General features: G+C 46.9%; 15 protein-coding genes. 9 read left to right on the plus strand and 6 right to left on the minus strand.

Annotation, left to right across the window (positions count from 1 at the left end; all coding sequences use genetic code 11):
- Window positions 1-117: 117 nt before the first annotated feature.
- Window positions 118-534: a XisH family protein gene (locus QUA00_RS19400; RefSeq protein ID WP_333139445.1), complete on the plus strand. Its 417-nt coding sequence runs from the start codon at window positions 118-120 to the stop codon at window positions 532-534.
- Window positions 522-857 (plus strand): XisI protein, encoded by a 336-nt coding sequence (locus QUA00_RS19405; RefSeq protein ID WP_333139447.1) that lies wholly within the window; start codon window positions 522-524, stop codon window positions 855-857. Before QUA00_RS19400 ends, QUA00_RS19405 begins: the two co-directional genes overlap by 13 nt.
- A 176-nt stretch (window positions 858-1,033) precedes the next feature.
- Here the strand turns inward: QUA00_RS19405 and QUA00_RS19410 are convergent, their stop codons facing one another.
- Entirely contained in the window at window positions 1,034-1,381 is a 348-nt protein-coding gene (locus tag QUA00_RS19410) for an S-layer homology domain-containing protein (RefSeq protein WP_333410836.1), read from the minus strand.
- A gap of 219 nt (window positions 1,382-1,600) precedes the next feature.
- Window positions 1,601-2,344, minus strand: a complete 744-nt coding sequence (locus QUA00_RS19415) for a DUF3747 domain-containing protein (protein WP_333410837.1) — start codon at window positions 2,342-2,344, stop codon at window positions 1,601-1,603.
- On the opposite strand from QUA00_RS19415, the gene QUA00_RS19420 reads away from it, so the two are divergent.
- Window positions 2,336-2,530, plus strand: coding sequence for a hypothetical protein (locus QUA00_RS19420; protein WP_333410838.1), 195 nt, complete (start codon window positions 2,336-2,338; stop codon window positions 2,528-2,530). The genes QUA00_RS19415 and QUA00_RS19420 overlap by 9 nt on opposite strands.
- A 247-nt stretch (window positions 2,531-2,777) precedes the next feature.
- Here QUA00_RS19420 and QUA00_RS19425 read toward each other — a convergent pair whose 3' ends face one another.
- A complete protein-coding gene (locus QUA00_RS19425; RefSeq protein ID WP_333153616.1) occupies window positions 2,778-3,770 on the minus strand; it encodes a ribose-phosphate pyrophosphokinase in 993 nt (330 codons plus the stop codon).
- Window positions 3,771-4,058: 288 nt separating this feature from the next.
- The gene (locus tag QUA00_RS19430) at window positions 4,059-4,220 is read right to left on the minus strand and encodes a hypothetical protein (RefSeq protein ID WP_333410839.1); all 162 of its coding nucleotides are present in this window, start codon (window positions 4,218-4,220) and stop codon (window positions 4,059-4,061) included.
- On the opposite strand from QUA00_RS19430, the gene QUA00_RS19435 reads away from it, so the two are divergent.
- From QUA00_RS19435 to QUA00_RS19455, 5 genes are all read left to right on the plus strand, one after another.
- Window positions 4,208-4,426 (plus strand): hypothetical protein, encoded by a 219-nt coding sequence (locus tag QUA00_RS19435; RefSeq protein ID WP_333306763.1) that lies wholly within the window; start codon window positions 4,208-4,210, stop codon window positions 4,424-4,426. The two genes, QUA00_RS19430 and QUA00_RS19435, sit on opposite strands and share 13 nt — an antisense overlap.
- 81 nt (window positions 4,427-4,507) lie before the next feature.
- The gene (locus tag QUA00_RS19440) at window positions 4,508-4,966 is read left to right on the plus strand and encodes a GatB/YqeY domain-containing protein (RefSeq protein WP_190661707.1); all 459 of its coding nucleotides are present in this window, start codon (window positions 4,508-4,510) and stop codon (window positions 4,964-4,966) included.
- A 423-nt stretch (window positions 4,967-5,389) separates the two neighbouring features.
- Entirely contained in the window at window positions 5,390-7,078 is a 1,689-nt protein-coding gene (locus tag QUA00_RS19445; RefSeq protein ID WP_333204542.1) for a serine/threonine-protein kinase, read from the plus strand.
- A 60-nt stretch (window positions 7,079-7,138) separates the two neighbouring features.
- Window positions 7,139-7,846, plus strand: a complete 708-nt coding sequence (bioD, locus tag QUA00_RS19450; RefSeq protein WP_333107093.1) for a dethiobiotin synthase — start codon at window positions 7,139-7,141, stop codon at window positions 7,844-7,846.
- Window positions 7,847-8,019: 173 nt separating this feature from the next.
- On the plus strand, window positions 8,020-9,237 hold the full coding sequence (locus QUA00_RS19455; RefSeq protein WP_333204539.1) for a M20 family metallopeptidase: 1,218 nt from the start codon (window positions 8,020-8,022) through the stop codon (window positions 9,235-9,237).
- Between the two features lie 208 nt (window positions 9,238-9,445).
- Here the strand turns inward: QUA00_RS19455 and QUA00_RS19460 are convergent, their stop codons facing one another.
- Together QUA00_RS19460 and QUA00_RS19465 are read right to left on the minus strand one after the other, a co-directional pair.
- Window positions 9,446-10,426 carry an aldo/keto reductase gene (locus tag QUA00_RS19460; RefSeq protein WP_333410840.1) on the minus strand — a complete coding sequence of 327 codons (981 nt, stop codon included), beginning with the start codon at window positions 10,424-10,426 and terminating at the stop codon, window positions 9,446-9,448.
- Window positions 10,427-10,772: 346 nt separating this feature from the next.
- The gene (locus QUA00_RS19465; protein ID WP_333410841.1) at window positions 10,773-12,164 is read right to left on the minus strand and encodes a glycoside hydrolase family 10 protein; all 1,392 of its coding nucleotides are present in this window, start codon (window positions 12,162-12,164) and stop codon (window positions 10,773-10,775) included.
- Between the two features lie 283 nt (window positions 12,165-12,447).
- Between QUA00_RS19465 and QUA00_RS19470 the strand changes: the two genes are divergently transcribed.
- Window positions 12,448-13,716, plus strand: coding sequence for an FAD-dependent oxidoreductase (locus QUA00_RS19470; RefSeq protein ID WP_445305753.1), 1,269 nt, complete (start codon window positions 12,448-12,450; stop codon window positions 13,714-13,716).
- The last annotated feature ends 65 nt before the right edge of the window (window positions 13,717-13,781 follow it).

The raw sequence follows: 13,781 nt of genomic DNA on the forward strand, positions 1-13,781 counted from the left end.
AGTCCTAATTAACTTAAAAATTGAAACTATTTATACAATTAGTATTGTACCGATTGACAATATACCGCGATTTCGGTATAATTAATAGTTATTTGCAATCGCGCTGAGAATTTGTTTGTGTCTGCCAAAGATACTTTCCACGAATCCGTAAAACGGGCACTTGAAAAAGAACAGTGGGTGATTACTGCCGATCCACTAAAGTTTAAGTTTGGCAATATTAAATTTCAGGTCGATTTGGGAGCTGAAAGGTTAGTCGCAGCGGAGCGAGGAGGGGAGAAAATTGCAGTCGAAATCAAAAGCTTCCTAAATCCCTCTGCAATTACAGACTTTTATGCTGCATTGGGACAATTTCTCAGTTATCGGCTGGGCCTGGCATCGGTTGAACCTAATCGGAAATTGTATTTGGCAGTACCCATTGACGTGTATCAAACATTTTTTCAGTCTCAGTTTACTCAAACTGCGGTACAAGAGTATCAGGTGTTGCTAATCGTATACGATCAAAAAAATGAGGTGATTGTGCAATGGACAAGCTAGCTCAATATCGTCAATATGTTCAGACATTAATGAGCCGTTATGCCGAAGAAGATGTTTCTGATGATGAAGTCGAAGTGCAACTTATCTGCGACACAGAACGAGATCATTATCAGTGGATGAATGTCGGCTGGGAACACTTAACCCGGATTTATCAAACCTTCATTCACATTGACATCAAAGATGGAAAAATCTGGCTTCAGCAAAATTTGACAGAGCAAAATCCTGCGGAGGAATTAGTTGCAATGGGAGTACCGAGAGAGGATATTGTTTTGGGATTGCAACCCCCATATAAACGACCGTATACTGATTACGGTGTAGCGTAAACAGTTGACAGTTGACAGTTGACAGTTGACAGTTGACAAATGTCCACTTAATATAGGGTCAGTCTCTTTAGAAAACACCAATTATTTTGTACTTCCTCCTGTGACGTACTATTATCATGTAGGGTGAGTCACTTGGGAAAATCCCAATTATTTTGCATTCGCTTCCGTGACGCACCCTACAATAATCCTACTAAGCCTTGACGCATTTCAGCATCCGTAAAGTAGCCGCCGCGTAATTGCGCTTTGCAGAATTCTCGAAAACAAACCGAGCCCATTTCGTTAATAGCAGCAGCAACAGAACAATAAGAAGACATTTGAGTAATAATAGAAGCAGCCCAATAATTCTGAATGTCTGAAAAAGTTTTAGACGGCTCTTTAGCAACTAAATTCGGCTGCATTCCCGCCGACAAACCAAATTCCGCCGCTCGACGGCGCACCGCACTCAATTCAGCGCGAGTGACGGGCTGCGTAGGTTTAAAAGTTCCATCTTGATAGCCACTAACTATCTTGTTGTCCCGCGCCAAGAGAACTTTTCCCGCACTCCAGCGGGAAATATCAACTTCGCTAAATGGACGGATAGAAATATGGCTAGGAAATGTGATATTAGCGCCTTGTATTCATTTCAAAGATTCCCAAACTAAAGATACCAATTGCTCTCTGGTAACAGCAAGTTGCGGTCGAAAGCTATTGAAGAGTAGATATCATCGGTAGCTATCTCCGAATGGTACAAAAGCCAGTATTGCCTACGGTATTGGTATTTCCTGCGGTATGGGCTGCGGTATTGGCTGCGGTATTGGCTGCGGTATTGGTATTGGTATTGGCTGCGGTAATGGCTGCGGTAATTGCTGCGGTAAGGGCTGCGGTATGGGCTGCGGTATTGCTTCGGTATTGCCTCCGGTATTGCCTCCGGTATTGCCTCCGGTATTGCCAATTTCTCCCGGTGCGGGTTCATTGGTAGTGAAATAAAAGTGACCTAATGTGCGGCCTTGATAAGCTCTTTTACTCAAGCGCCAAGCAGGATCGAGAGTAATTTTCATGAATTCGTTAAGATCGCCATTTGTGCGACCGATAATCACAGATTTACCTTGGTAATCTACCGGGGTTCCCATTAGTAGAACATTACCATCAACACTTTCCAAAGTCAGGGTGTATTTTAATGCTAAATCTGTTCCGGCCATGCGAATTGAAAAGCCGTTGCTGTCTGTTGCGCGACCACAAATACCAGTAAAATCAAAAGTAACTAATAACGGATCGACTTTCACGGGATTAGATCCGCTTTCGCTCCAGCATTTTCGCTTGTCAGATACTTGTTCTACAATTAGCAATTGGTGGCCGCCGTAAGGGCGGGGTTGGGCGATGACAATTACTCGCTCTTGGTTAATTTCGGTTTCGTCAAAAGTAAATGCTTTAGCCGAACCGATCGCGCCAAGTGTTAAAATTGCTGAACCTGCCAGTGCTGCCACTGTTCGTAGAAGTGAATGTTTCATGATTTTTCCCTATTGGCTCCTTATTGTGATGAGACTTATCTAGAATATAAAAAAGTCGCCCTCTTCCAACAACAAGATAGAATTTTACCATCTCTTGTTCCGGTGGTACCAAGTGCGATCGATCGGCGATCGTCACATTGGTTCGTAGTGAGAACTAAAGTCCGAGCGAATTTTATGAGGACTTGAGTCCTTACTACAAACTTATAACCGTTATTTTACCGAGGAACTGGATAAGCTGTTGGGCATCTAAATTGTATTTTCCGGGCGGGCGGGACGCCGACTCCACAAGAATTTGATGGGACTTGACAGTAAAATTTAGATGCGCCTGGGCTGATTACTTGCGGGAAACGATCGCACTATTGGGCAAAAAAACGGTGCGTTACACTCTTGTTAACGCACCCTAAAACAAACATTCAAAAAGCGCCTTTCCTGTCTAGCGGAACATACTACTTACAGAACTATCTTCGTGAATCCGCCAAATAGTTTCTCCGAGCAAATTCGCTACCGAAAGCACCGTCAACTGCTCAAAACGGTTCTCTTCCGGCACAGGAATTGTATTTGTAACAATTACCTCTTCCAAAATCCCGCTAGACAAACGCTCGATCGCCGGAGGCGAAAACACCGCATGAGTAGCACAAGCATAAACCTGCCTCGCACCCTCGCGGCGCAACAATCTCGCACCTTCAGAAATCGTGCCGGCAGTATCGATCATGTCGTCCACCAACACAGCAGTTTTGCCCCTGACATCACCGATGAGGTTCATCACTTCTGCCACGTTGTGAGCTTGGCGGCGCTTGTCAATAATTGCCAGGGGAGCATCACCAAGCTTTTTGGCAAAAGCTCTCGCCCTAGCGACTCCGCCAACATCCGGCGAAACCACAACAATATCCGTCAATTGCTTGCTCGCCAGATAATCCAAAAGCACCGGCGAACCGTAAACGTGATCGAAAGGAATGTCAAAATAACCTTGAATCTGAGCCGAGTGCAAATCCATCGCCAAAATGCGACCTGCCCCAGCTTCCGTAATCAAATTAGCCACTAATTTTGCCGTAATCGACTCTCTTCCGGCCGTTTTGCGGTCAGCCCTAGCATATCCGTAATAGGGAATGACAGCAGTAATTTGTCTAGCCGAAGCGCGGCGACAAGCATCGATCATAATTAACAATTCCATGAGGCGATCGTTTACCGGACAGCAAGTTGGCTGAATCAAGTAAACATCGCAACCCCGAATCGATTCTTGAATTTGAACGTAGAGTTCCCCATCAGCAAACCGCTTGCGAACCATCGGCCCCAAATCAATCCCCAGATAGCGAGCCACCTCTTGGGCGAGGGGAATATTAGCAGAACCGGAGAACAGCCGCAGACGGTCATGAGCGGAAACCGGCGGCTCGGGAAGCGGAAGCGGTAAAGTAGCAGAACGGATCACAGCAGGCCTCTTGCAGGACGTTTATTCCATCGCTATCTTACCATCTGAAACTAGAAATATTAGCCAATTTTTTAATAGATTTAACTTTCGAGGCGACCACAAGTGTTAAGTTAGGCCAATTGAATAGCACTTGCAGAAATATGTCCGAGAAACCGGGTTTCTAGCCCACTTTCGGCACCCTCAACGGTCACAATCGGTTTTTACTTATTTTTATCCACTAATAAAACTATAAGTTATACTAGAATACCGTACATTAACGGATAAATTACTTTTTAAGGGCATAATTTATTACTGTAAAGATAGAGCATTCTGCGTAATTATGCTGTGTGACACCCCCAGCGTGTGGAATGTGGGTTCTAGCTGAAAAGTTGCACCATTGTCAATAAGCTTTTTAGGAACAGGCTTTTCGGCCTGTTCCACAAGAAAATCTACTCTTTGTGGAACAGGCATCTTGCCTGTTCTTGAGAATGGTGCAAGATGTGAGTTCTAGCGAACTCTGTACTGGCCGAAGTACGATCGCACTTGTGCCCCTGCGTCTAAAAATTCTAGCGAGAGTCAATTTGGGGCTGAGGCTGCAAGTGCAGCCACCCCAAATTCAGGCGAAAGCCCAAGGCATCCGGGTTCAAGGCGATAAAAATGCCACCAACAGGCAATAAACTGGAAAAATACTGTAAAAAAAGTTAAGAATCGGAGCATACTCCAGATTTTTGATATCGGGCAAAGCAAGGTAGAAATCGATGAGCTTAAGAGAACGCATTGACGCAGAAATCAAAGCAGCCATGAAGTCCAAGGACAAAGTTCGCTTGGAAACAGTTCGCGGCATCAAGAAATTTATTCTCGAAAAAGAAGTCAGCCTTCGTCCCTCCGGGCAAGAAACGCTGACAGAAGCTCAAGAAATGGAAATTTTGATGCAAATAGCCAAACAGCGCCGGGATTCGATCGAACAATACCGCAAAGGTGGCCGCGAAGATTTAGTGGCACAAGAGGAGGCGGAGTTGGCAATTGTTGAAGAGTATTTGCCGCCACAAATGTCCGACGAAGAGGTGAGTCAAGTCGTTGACGAAGTGATTGCTTCGGTTGGCGCTACTTCTGCAAAAGATATGGGCAAGGTGATGGGTAAGGCAATGCAGCAGCTTAAGGGCAAAGCAGACGGTAACAGAATTCAAGACATGGTGAAAGCAAAGCTTAACAGTTGACAGTTGACAGTTGACAGTTGACAGTTGGCAGTTGGCAGTTGGCAGTTGACAGTAGTCAGTAGACATCTCCCATAAATAATCTCAAGCTTTATAGAGATGTAGGGCTTAGGCCGGGGGGCGACAATTTATTAGGGCTAAGGCCAAAAAACCCGGTTTCTACGAAAAATCGTGCATTTCTCCCTTGAGATATTGACGCAGAAACCGGGTTTTCGATCGGATATGCAGGTGGCAACCTCTGTGTTTTCGTGAAAAAACCCGGTTTCTGACCATCATGGCGTCCAAGAATGTCAAAAAAATGTAAAATACTAACTTTGGTCGGGACTGGGGACTACAGAGAGTGAAGTCTGCTCAAGAGCATTAAAGACCTAGCATTACTAAGTCTGTGAGCGATCGTCTATTTTTTAACAGTTTCTACTTAAACTTATGCAGCCACCTATTGCTATTGGAACTCTCCTACAAAACCGCTACCGTTTGGTGAATATTTTAGGTCAAGGAGGATTTGGCAGGACTTATTTAGTAGAAGATTTGGGACGGTTTCAAGAACGCTGCGCCCTGAAGGAATTGATTCCGGTGCAAAGCGGGCCATACGTTTTGGAAAAATCGAAGGAATTGTTTCAAAGAGAGGCGGCAATACTTTACCAAATTGGGCACCCACAAATTCCCCAGTTTCGGGCAATATTTGAAGAAAACCAGCGTTTGTTTTTAGTGCAGGATTACGTGGAAGGGATGACTTACCGCGAACTAATGCTCGATCGAACTTCAAATGGTCGCACCTTCACCGAAGCCGAAGTCTTGGTATTTATCCGGCAAATGCTGCCGGTACTCGCTCACATCCACGCCCGCGGCATCATCCACCGCGACATCTCCCCAGAAAATATAATTCGGCGCGAAAACGACCAAATGCCGGTGCTGATTGACTTTGGAGTGGTGAAGGAACTCGCCACCAAAGTCCAGTCTCCCGAAGGAACAGCCCACGCAACAACTGTCGGTAAAATCGGCTACGCGCCGATGGAACAGTTGCAAAGCGGGCGGGCAACAGCCAGCAGCGACCTCTACGCTTTAGCTGTAACGGCGATCGTCCTGCTGACAGGCAAAGAACCGCAGGAATTGCTCGATCAAACAACGCTGCAGTGGAATTGGCAGCAGCAAGCGCAGGTGAGCACGGGTTTGGCTTTGGTGCTCAATCGGATGTTGAGCCGGTCTCCGGGCGATCGATATCAATCTGTCAGCGAAGTCGCCCAAGCACTCGACGCCCAAACTAATCCTAAACCTAGCCAGCCAACTGTACCGCCCGCGCCGCCAGCAGTGGTACCGACAAACCCTTCGCTAATAGCAACGGTGGCCGTGGGCAGACCGCCAGAGCCCGTCGCCCAGAGTTCCCACCCGCAAAAAAACCAGCCAGACCCGTTAATTGAGCCTGCTGCCGAGTCTTTTTGGGACAATCCCATTGCTGCGATCGGACTGCTGGCCGGCTTAGTCATCTTGACAGGCTTCGGTTCCTGGGCTTTAGTCGGCTCATTTCTCAACAATTCGCGCCCCAAACCCACTCCGACTACGCCAGCACTCATAAATCCCACGCCGACACTAACTCCGATACCAAACCCGCTACCTTTGCCAACCCCAACCCCGCAACCTTTGGCAACCCCAAGCCCAGAACCTGTGCCAGAACCAAGCCCAGAACCTTTGCCGGAACCAACCCTAGAACCTTTGCCGGAACCAAGCCCAGAACCTTTGCCGGAACCAAGCCCAGAACCTTTGCCGGAACCGAACCCAGAACCTTTGCCGGAACCAAGCCCAGCACCAACTCCGGCACCAACTCCGGCACCCAAACCGACGCCCGCGCCGACTCCCGCGCCCAAACCGGCGCCCAAACCGGCGCCCGCACCAACTCCCGCACCCAAACCGACGCCCGCGCCGTCGCCAACACCCGCGCCAACACCCGCGCCAACACCGGAACCGGCTCCAACACCCGCACCATCGCCGGAACCTGCCCCAACTCCCGCACCGTCACCGGAACCTGCCCCAACTCCTGCACCGTCGCCGGAACCGGAACCGGAACCAGCGCCGGAACCGGAACCAGCACCAACACCCGCACCATCGCCAGAACTCTAAACTTCTGGCAAAATTCCCCTAGACTGAGGTTGAGGCCAATTACTTGTTAGCTATTTGTCAATGAACTCGCTGCTAATTGCTGGAACTGATACCGACGCGGGCAAAACTGTTTTGACCAGCGCTCTGGCTGCTTATTGGCAAATGTATTTTCCCGATCGCAGTTTGGGACTTATGAAACTCATGCAAACAGGAACGGGCGATCGCGAACTCTACACCCGTTTGTTTTCCCTCGACCAATCCCCCGAAGAACTCAATCCGCTGCACTTTGATGCGCCTCTAGCACCGCCGATTGCTGCGGAACGGGAGGGGAGACGTATCGAGCTCGAAAAGGTCTGGACGGCGTGGCAAAGCCTCTCTGAGCGCAAGGATTTTGTATTAGTGGAAGCTTTGGGAGGGCTGGGATCGCCTGTAACGCGGGAACTGACTGTGGCAGATATTGCCAGGGATTGGCGGCTGAGGGGGGTTTTGGTAGTACCTGTGAGGTTGGGGGCGATCGGGCAAGCTGTGGCGAATGTTGCTCTCGCCAGACACACTGGTTTTAAGCTGAGAGGAATTGTGCTCAATTGCGTTAAAGCTTATTCTGAACAAGAAATTGCCGATTTAGCGCCCGTTGATTTGATCCAGTCGCTGACTCAAATACCTGTGTTGGGTATTTTGCCGCATTTAGATGACCCGACTGACCTTGCTAAATTAGCTAAAATTGCTTCAGATTTAGATTTAGAACAGTTACTGCCAGGGGTTAATTTAGTTCCTCAGACTTCTAAATAACCCTATTCTCAACACCTCTCTTTCTCATTCTTCTCTTCCTCTGCGTACTCTGCGTCCTCTGCGGTTAAAAACTAAGATTTTATTTTAACCGCAGAGAGCGCAGAGAGCACAGAGAAAGAGAAGAGAGAGTTTCACAAATTATTCATTCAGAATTGCTATAAGGAGAATAAAAAATGGTTTCTACTTTACCGAATTTCACCTCTGTCGATTTATCTCAGTTGCGGCTGGAAATTAGAAATTTGCAGCCTCAGCTAGTCGAATGGCGTCGCCTTTTGCATCAAAGACCGGAGTTGAGTTTTGATGAAAATTTAACGGCGCAGTTTGTCTCGCAAAAGTTGCAGGAATGGGGAATTGAGCATGAAACTAATATTGCTAAAACTGGTATTGTCGCCACTATAGACAGTGGCAAACCGGGGCGGGTTTTGGCAATTCGGGCGGATATGGATGCTTTGCCTATTCAAGAAGAAAATGAGGTGGATTATCGATCGCAGCATGATGGAATTATGCACGCTTGCGGTCACGACGGCCACACTGCGATCGCCCTCGGTACTGTCTGTTATCTCGCAAAGCACAAACACAGCTTTTCGGGTAAAGTAAAATTTATATTTCAGCCCGCCGAAGAAGGGCCAGGAGGCGCAAAACCGATGATTGAAGCGGGTGTTTTGAAGAATCCTGATGTTGATGCGATCGTCGGCTTGCATTTGTGGAACAATCTACCTTTGGGCACTGTAGGCGTCCGCAGCGGCGCTTTGATGGCGGCTGTGGAAGTTTTTGACTGCACGATTTTTGGGAAAGGTGGACACGGCGCAATGCCACATCAGACTGTGGACTCGATCGTAGTTACAGCCCAAATTGTCAGCGCTTTGCAGGCAATTGTCGCGCGGAACATTGACCCGATCGACTCAGCGGTAGTAACTGTCGGCAAATTCCACGCAGGCCACACCCACAATGTGATTGCCGATACTGCTCAAATCGCTGGCACGGTGCGCTATTTCAATCCAGCATATCAAGGTTATTTTGCACAGCGGATCGAGCAAGTAATTGCCGGAATTTGTCAGAGTCATGGGGCCAATTACCAATTAGATTATTGTGCGCTTTATCCGCCAGTTATTAATGATTCGAGAATAGCTGAATTGGTGCGCGACGTGGCAGAATCAGTTGTAGAAACTCCTGCGGGAATCGTTCCAGAATGTCAAACAATGGGCGGCGAGGATATGTCGTTCTTTTTGCAAGAAGTTCCCGGTTGCTATTTCTTTTTGGGTTCAGCAAATCCAGAGAAAAACTTGGCTTACCCGCACCATCACCCGCGTTTTGATTTTGATGAAACTGCGCTGGGGATGGGTGTAGAAATGTTTGTGCGCTGCGTGGAAAATTTTTGTGTGAATCAATGAAAGATTGTGTCATCCGGTGGGGGCGGGTTTATGAGATTATTGATTTTAGGCAATGATAGTTTGTAAAACCCGCCCCTACAGCAATCATATCTATTTAACCCGATCTCTTGCACCCGCAGTCAAAAAACTGTAGGGGCGGGTTCACCAAAAGATTTAAAGAATGCAGACAGCTTAAATAAACCCGCCCCCACCCCACGCGAGAGTCTTTTTACCGAGTTTGAAAAATATTCTGCACCATTTTTTTATCTACACTCGCCGCCGCCTTATCCAATTCTGCAATCTCCCCGGAGTCTAACTCCCAGCCCAAAGCACCAATATTATCCCTCGCCTGTGCCGCAGATTTCGCCCCCGGAATCGGAATAGTTTCTTTGCAGATGCACCAGTTAATTGCTACCTGGGAAACAGTCTTGTTTCTGAATGCCGCTATTTCTCGCAAACATTCCAAAAGCGATCGCATTCCCGGAAGTAGCTGCTTGCACGCCAAACCTCGAATACCTTTAGGAAGAGATCCATTTTCAGAATATTTACCCGTCAGCAATCCCAAGGCTAGAGGACTGTAAGCAATCAATTTTATCCCCAATTCATCGCAAACATCTTTCAATCCGAGTTCTGTCACTGGATAGGTAGAAAGTAGCGAATATTGCACTTGTAAAGTAACAATAGGAATTTGGCGATCGCTAAATCTTTGATGCACCCATTTCAGCCGTTTCGGCCCGTAATTAGACAAGCCCACTCCCTTAACTAATCCTTGCTCGTAAAGGTCAGCCAAACCATCTAAAAGAGCCCCCTCTTGCCAAGGAGCGTAATTAGCTGTAGACCAGTGCATTTGCACCAAATCTACATTTTTTCCGAGGCGCGCAGCCGAGGCTTTGCAAGCCGATATCATTGATTGTCGCGTCAGTCTCCAAGGATAAGCAGCTAGTTTTGTCGCAATACAAATACTGTCTTTATTTGCACCTTGATATTGTTGAGAAAACTGCCCCAAAAGCTGCTCGCTGCGTCCATTTAATTTCCCAGTTCCGTAAGAGTCGCCGGTATCGAATAAAGTGACGCTGTTACTAACACAAAGATTGAAAACGGCTTGCAATTCCTCGTCCATACTTTCATTGTAGCCCCAGAGCAATCTGTTGCCCCAAGCCCAAGTGCCGCAGCCCATTTTTGGAAGTAAAAGTTTTTGGTTAGTTGGCATTTTTATTGATGGTAGTTGTTGGTAATACGGATATTTTATAGGAACATAACTCGGTATCGCCTAGCCCCCAGTATAGCTGTTTCATTCTGCCACGGGCCGCCAGGGACTCAAGTCCCTGTCTAATAGCATAAGTCGGTTAAAACCGACTGAAATAGTAATCTCAATTTGGAAAATTAGAGTTACACATATATTCGGCGCTAACTCTCTACAAAAACAGCTTTGATAGAATTGCTACAGTCGTCTTTAGACGACTTCAGCTATGAGACAGGGGTTTAAACCCCTGTCGGACTGTCGGACTAATGGCACACCCTACAAAATTACAATGACTGATGACTCTTTAATTCTTTTACGTGGTTGGTGATGGCGAAGGTGGGCTGTTTTTGGTAGGTTGCTCTGGCTTAGCTTTGGGGTCTGGTTTTGGTGGCGCAGGCGGAGGGAAAGTCGCCGCGCGTCTGGGTATTTGTAGCGCTGTTCGGAATGCAGAAGACGGGAAGAAACCGCTAAATTGAGAAAGTCGAACTGCTAGAGGTTCTGGTGCATATTCCCACAAGCTTTCGTAGTAGAAGAAAGCGGCGCCTAAGCCGTATTCTTGGACTGCTTGCACCTGAGATTTAATTTGCTGAATCGGTACTGGGTTATTTCTCAAACCTGTCATAATCCCAACTCCGGTGGGAATTTTTTGCTGCGCTTCTTGCATTTCTGGACGGTTAAGCTTGTCTACAAATGATTCTAGATTGGAACGGTAGACTTGCACGATTAGCTCGTCGGCAATATCCAAACGCACCCAAGTCAGCCAATCTTGTAGGTGATGTTTGTAAGCAAACTCGTAGTAATTGGGAGAAATTGAGAAAATTGCATTGGGTTTGACTGCTTTGACGGCTTGATTTAGCTGCGACATAAAAGCGGTAATTTTATTGGCTCGCCATTGCACCCATGCTGGGTTTTGAAAATCTTTGGGCGGAGCTTTTTTTGTTTCTTTGGTATACAAAGCAACTGTGTACTCATCGTATCCAAATTCCGACGGCAAACTCATGTGATCGTCAAATTGAATACCGTCGGCGTTATATTTAGTGGTGATTTCTAGTACGAGTTGGGTAATGAATTGCTGCACTTCTGGATGAAAGGGATTGAGCCAAACTACTTCGCCACCTGCACCGATTGATGTTTGGCTGCCGTCCTGTTTTTGTGTCAGCCAATCGGGATGATTTAAGGCTAATTCTGAGGTGGGAGGAGCCATGAAACCAAACTCAAACCAAGGAATTACTAGCAGGCCTTGGCGGTGAGCTTGAGCGATTAAATCTCCGATCATATCCTGTCCCTCTAACCCTCTGTAAATAAAGGGTTGAATGTCTTTTTGCTGCGCTACATCGCTGGGATACATTGCATAGCCCGAATTCCAGACAACGGGATAGATTGTGTTGAAATTTAACCGTTTTAGTTTGCTGACAGCATCTCCTAGTTTGCGACGATCTCTGAGGATGTCTTTGTCGTTTGTCGTCATCCAAACGCCGCGAATTTCCTGGCGGGGTTGCTGGGCGATCGCCGGAATGAAGTTGTTCGCCAGCAATACTATAATGAATGAGAGGGCAAACAGAAGCGGGAAAAGAGTTTTAATCGATCGCTGCCAACTGCGCGGAATGATGCGTAATGTCATAGTTTTGAATGGTGAGTTAGCTATTGAAACACACCCTGGCATAATTTGGTGATAAAATTTGCTCGCTCTACAGTCTACAGCCATTTGCGCTGAATGTGGAATCGGTTAACTGAAATGGGTGAAGTGATGTTATGCGATCGCAACTGAGCTCAGTATAATCTCTGAGACAGAGGGTAAGTGACAGCATTCTGTCTAACTCCTGGGAAATCATTAATTACGCACTGCCAGCTATCCTTACCGGACTGTGCTGCCCAAGGAATGCGAGTGCTGTACAATATCGGTGCTGGAATATCTCGATCGAACATCTGTAATTGTGAAACATTTAGTGTTAATTGGCGGCGGTCACAGTCATGCTATCGTATTAAAAATGTTCGGTATCAACCCGCTGCCGGGAGTGCGTTTGACTCTGATTAGCGATGTGCTGCACGCGCCTTATTCGGGGATGCTGCCGGGACACGTTGCCGGGTTTTACGATTATGATGAATGTCACATCGATTTGCGATCGCTCGCTGAATTTGCCGGATGTCAAATATTAATCGATCGGGCGATCGCGATCGACCTTAACAAAAATTTAGTTATTTGTCAAACTCACCCTCCCCTTAATTTTGATGTGCTTTCGGTGGATATCGGCAGCACTCCTGCGACTTTATCTGTACCGGGTGCGGCAGAATATGCAATTGCAGCTAAACCCGTACCGGAGTTTTTAGCTAGCTGGAATCAGTTAATTTCCGAAAGGCAAAACCATCCCCAAAAACCGCTGCGTATAGCTATTGTAGGCGGCGGTGCAGGCGGCGTAGAATTAGCCTTAAATATGCAATCTCGATTGGGGAAGGAAGAGGGAAAAAGGAAGAGGGAAGAAGGAAGAGGGAAGAAGGAAGAGGGAAGAAGGAAGAGGGAAGAAGGAAGAGGAAAGAAGGAAGAGGGAAGAAGGAAGAGGGAAGAAAATTTAGAAAATTTATCATCAGAAATTCATTTGTTTCACAGCGGTGCTGAATTAATGCCGGGACATAACAAACGGGTGCGCCGCCGCCTGAAAGAAATTCTGATTAGTCGTGGGATTAAACTGCATTTAATGGAAAAAGTTAGTGCTATAGAAAAGCCAGAAACGATTGACATAGAAGATAATCAAGAATGCCCGATGCCCAATGCCCAATGCCCAATGCCCAATGCCAAAATTTCCTGTCAATCAGGTTTAGAATTAGAGTGCGAGAGCCTTTTTTGGGTGACACAAGCATCGGCAGCCAATTGGATAAGAGAATCCGGTTTAGCAGCCGACTCAAACGGCTTTATGCAAGTCAACGATTGCCTGCAATCCGTCTCTCACCCCAACGTATTTGCGGCTGGCGATATCGCTGCGATGGTTAATTATCCGCGTCCCAAAGCAGGCGTGTTTGCCGTGCGTCAGGGCAAACCGCTGTTTGAAAATTTGCAGCAGTTTTTATTGGGAAAACCGCTGAAACCCTTTGTACCGCAAGAACAATACTTAGGCTTAATTGGTACTGGGAATAAAAGGGCGATCGCATCTCGCGGATCTTTGATGTGGGAATCGGCGCTGCTGTGGTACTGGAAAGATTGGATCGATCGCCAATTTATGCAAAAATTTAGCAATCTGCCCAAAACCCGCAATACCAAATAGCAAGACATTCAGATATTCTCCTCTCTTCCTCTGTGTCAAGAGCGTCCTCTGCGGTAAATAAAAAA

The sequence above is a fragment of the Microcoleus sp. T2B6 genome (assembly GCF_036700475.1).
Lineage (GTDB): Bacteria > Cyanobacteriota > Cyanobacteriia > Cyanobacteriales > Microcoleaceae > Microcoleus.

Excerpts from the sequence above, each read along its gene's own strand:
- QUA00_RS19405 (WP_333139447.1), top strand. The coding sequence starts at position 522 with ATGGACAAGCTAGCTCAATATCGTCAATATGTTCAGACATTAATGAGC.
- QUA00_RS19420 (WP_333410838.1), top strand. The coding sequence starts at position 2,336 with ATGTTTCATGATTTTTCCCTATTGGCTCCTTATTGTGATGAGACTTAT.
- QUA00_RS19415 (WP_333410837.1), bottom strand. The coding sequence starts at position 2,344 with ATGAAACATTCACTTCTACGAACAGTGGCAGCACTGGCAGGTTCAGCA.
- QUA00_RS19430 (WP_333410839.1), bottom strand. The coding sequence starts at position 4,220 with ATGCCTGTTCCACAAAGAGTAGATTTTCTTGTGGAACAGGCCGAAAAG.
- QUA00_RS19440 (WP_190661707.1), top strand. The coding sequence starts at position 4,508 with ATGAGCTTAAGAGAACGCATTGACGCAGAAATCAAAGCAGCCATGAAG.
- QUA00_RS19445 (WP_333204542.1), top strand. The coding sequence starts at position 5,390 with ATGCAGCCACCTATTGCTATTGGAACTCTCCTACAAAACCGCTACCGT.
- bioD (WP_333107093.1), top strand. The coding sequence starts at position 7,139 with ATGAACTCGCTGCTAATTGCTGGAACTGATACCGACGCGGGCAAAACT.
- QUA00_RS19455 (WP_333204539.1), top strand. The coding sequence starts at position 8,020 with ATGGTTTCTACTTTACCGAATTTCACCTCTGTCGATTTATCTCAGTTG.
- QUA00_RS19460 (WP_333410840.1), bottom strand. The coding sequence starts at position 10,426 with ATGCCAACTAACCAAAAACTTTTACTTCCAAAAATGGGCTGCGGCACT.
- QUA00_RS19465 (WP_333410841.1), bottom strand. The coding sequence starts at position 12,164 with ATGGCTGTAGACTGTAGAGCGAGCAAATTTTATCACCAAATTATGCCA.
- QUA00_RS19470 (WP_445305753.1), top strand. The coding sequence starts at position 12,448 with ATGTTCGGTATCAACCCGCTGCCGGGAGTGCGTTTGACTCTGATTAGC.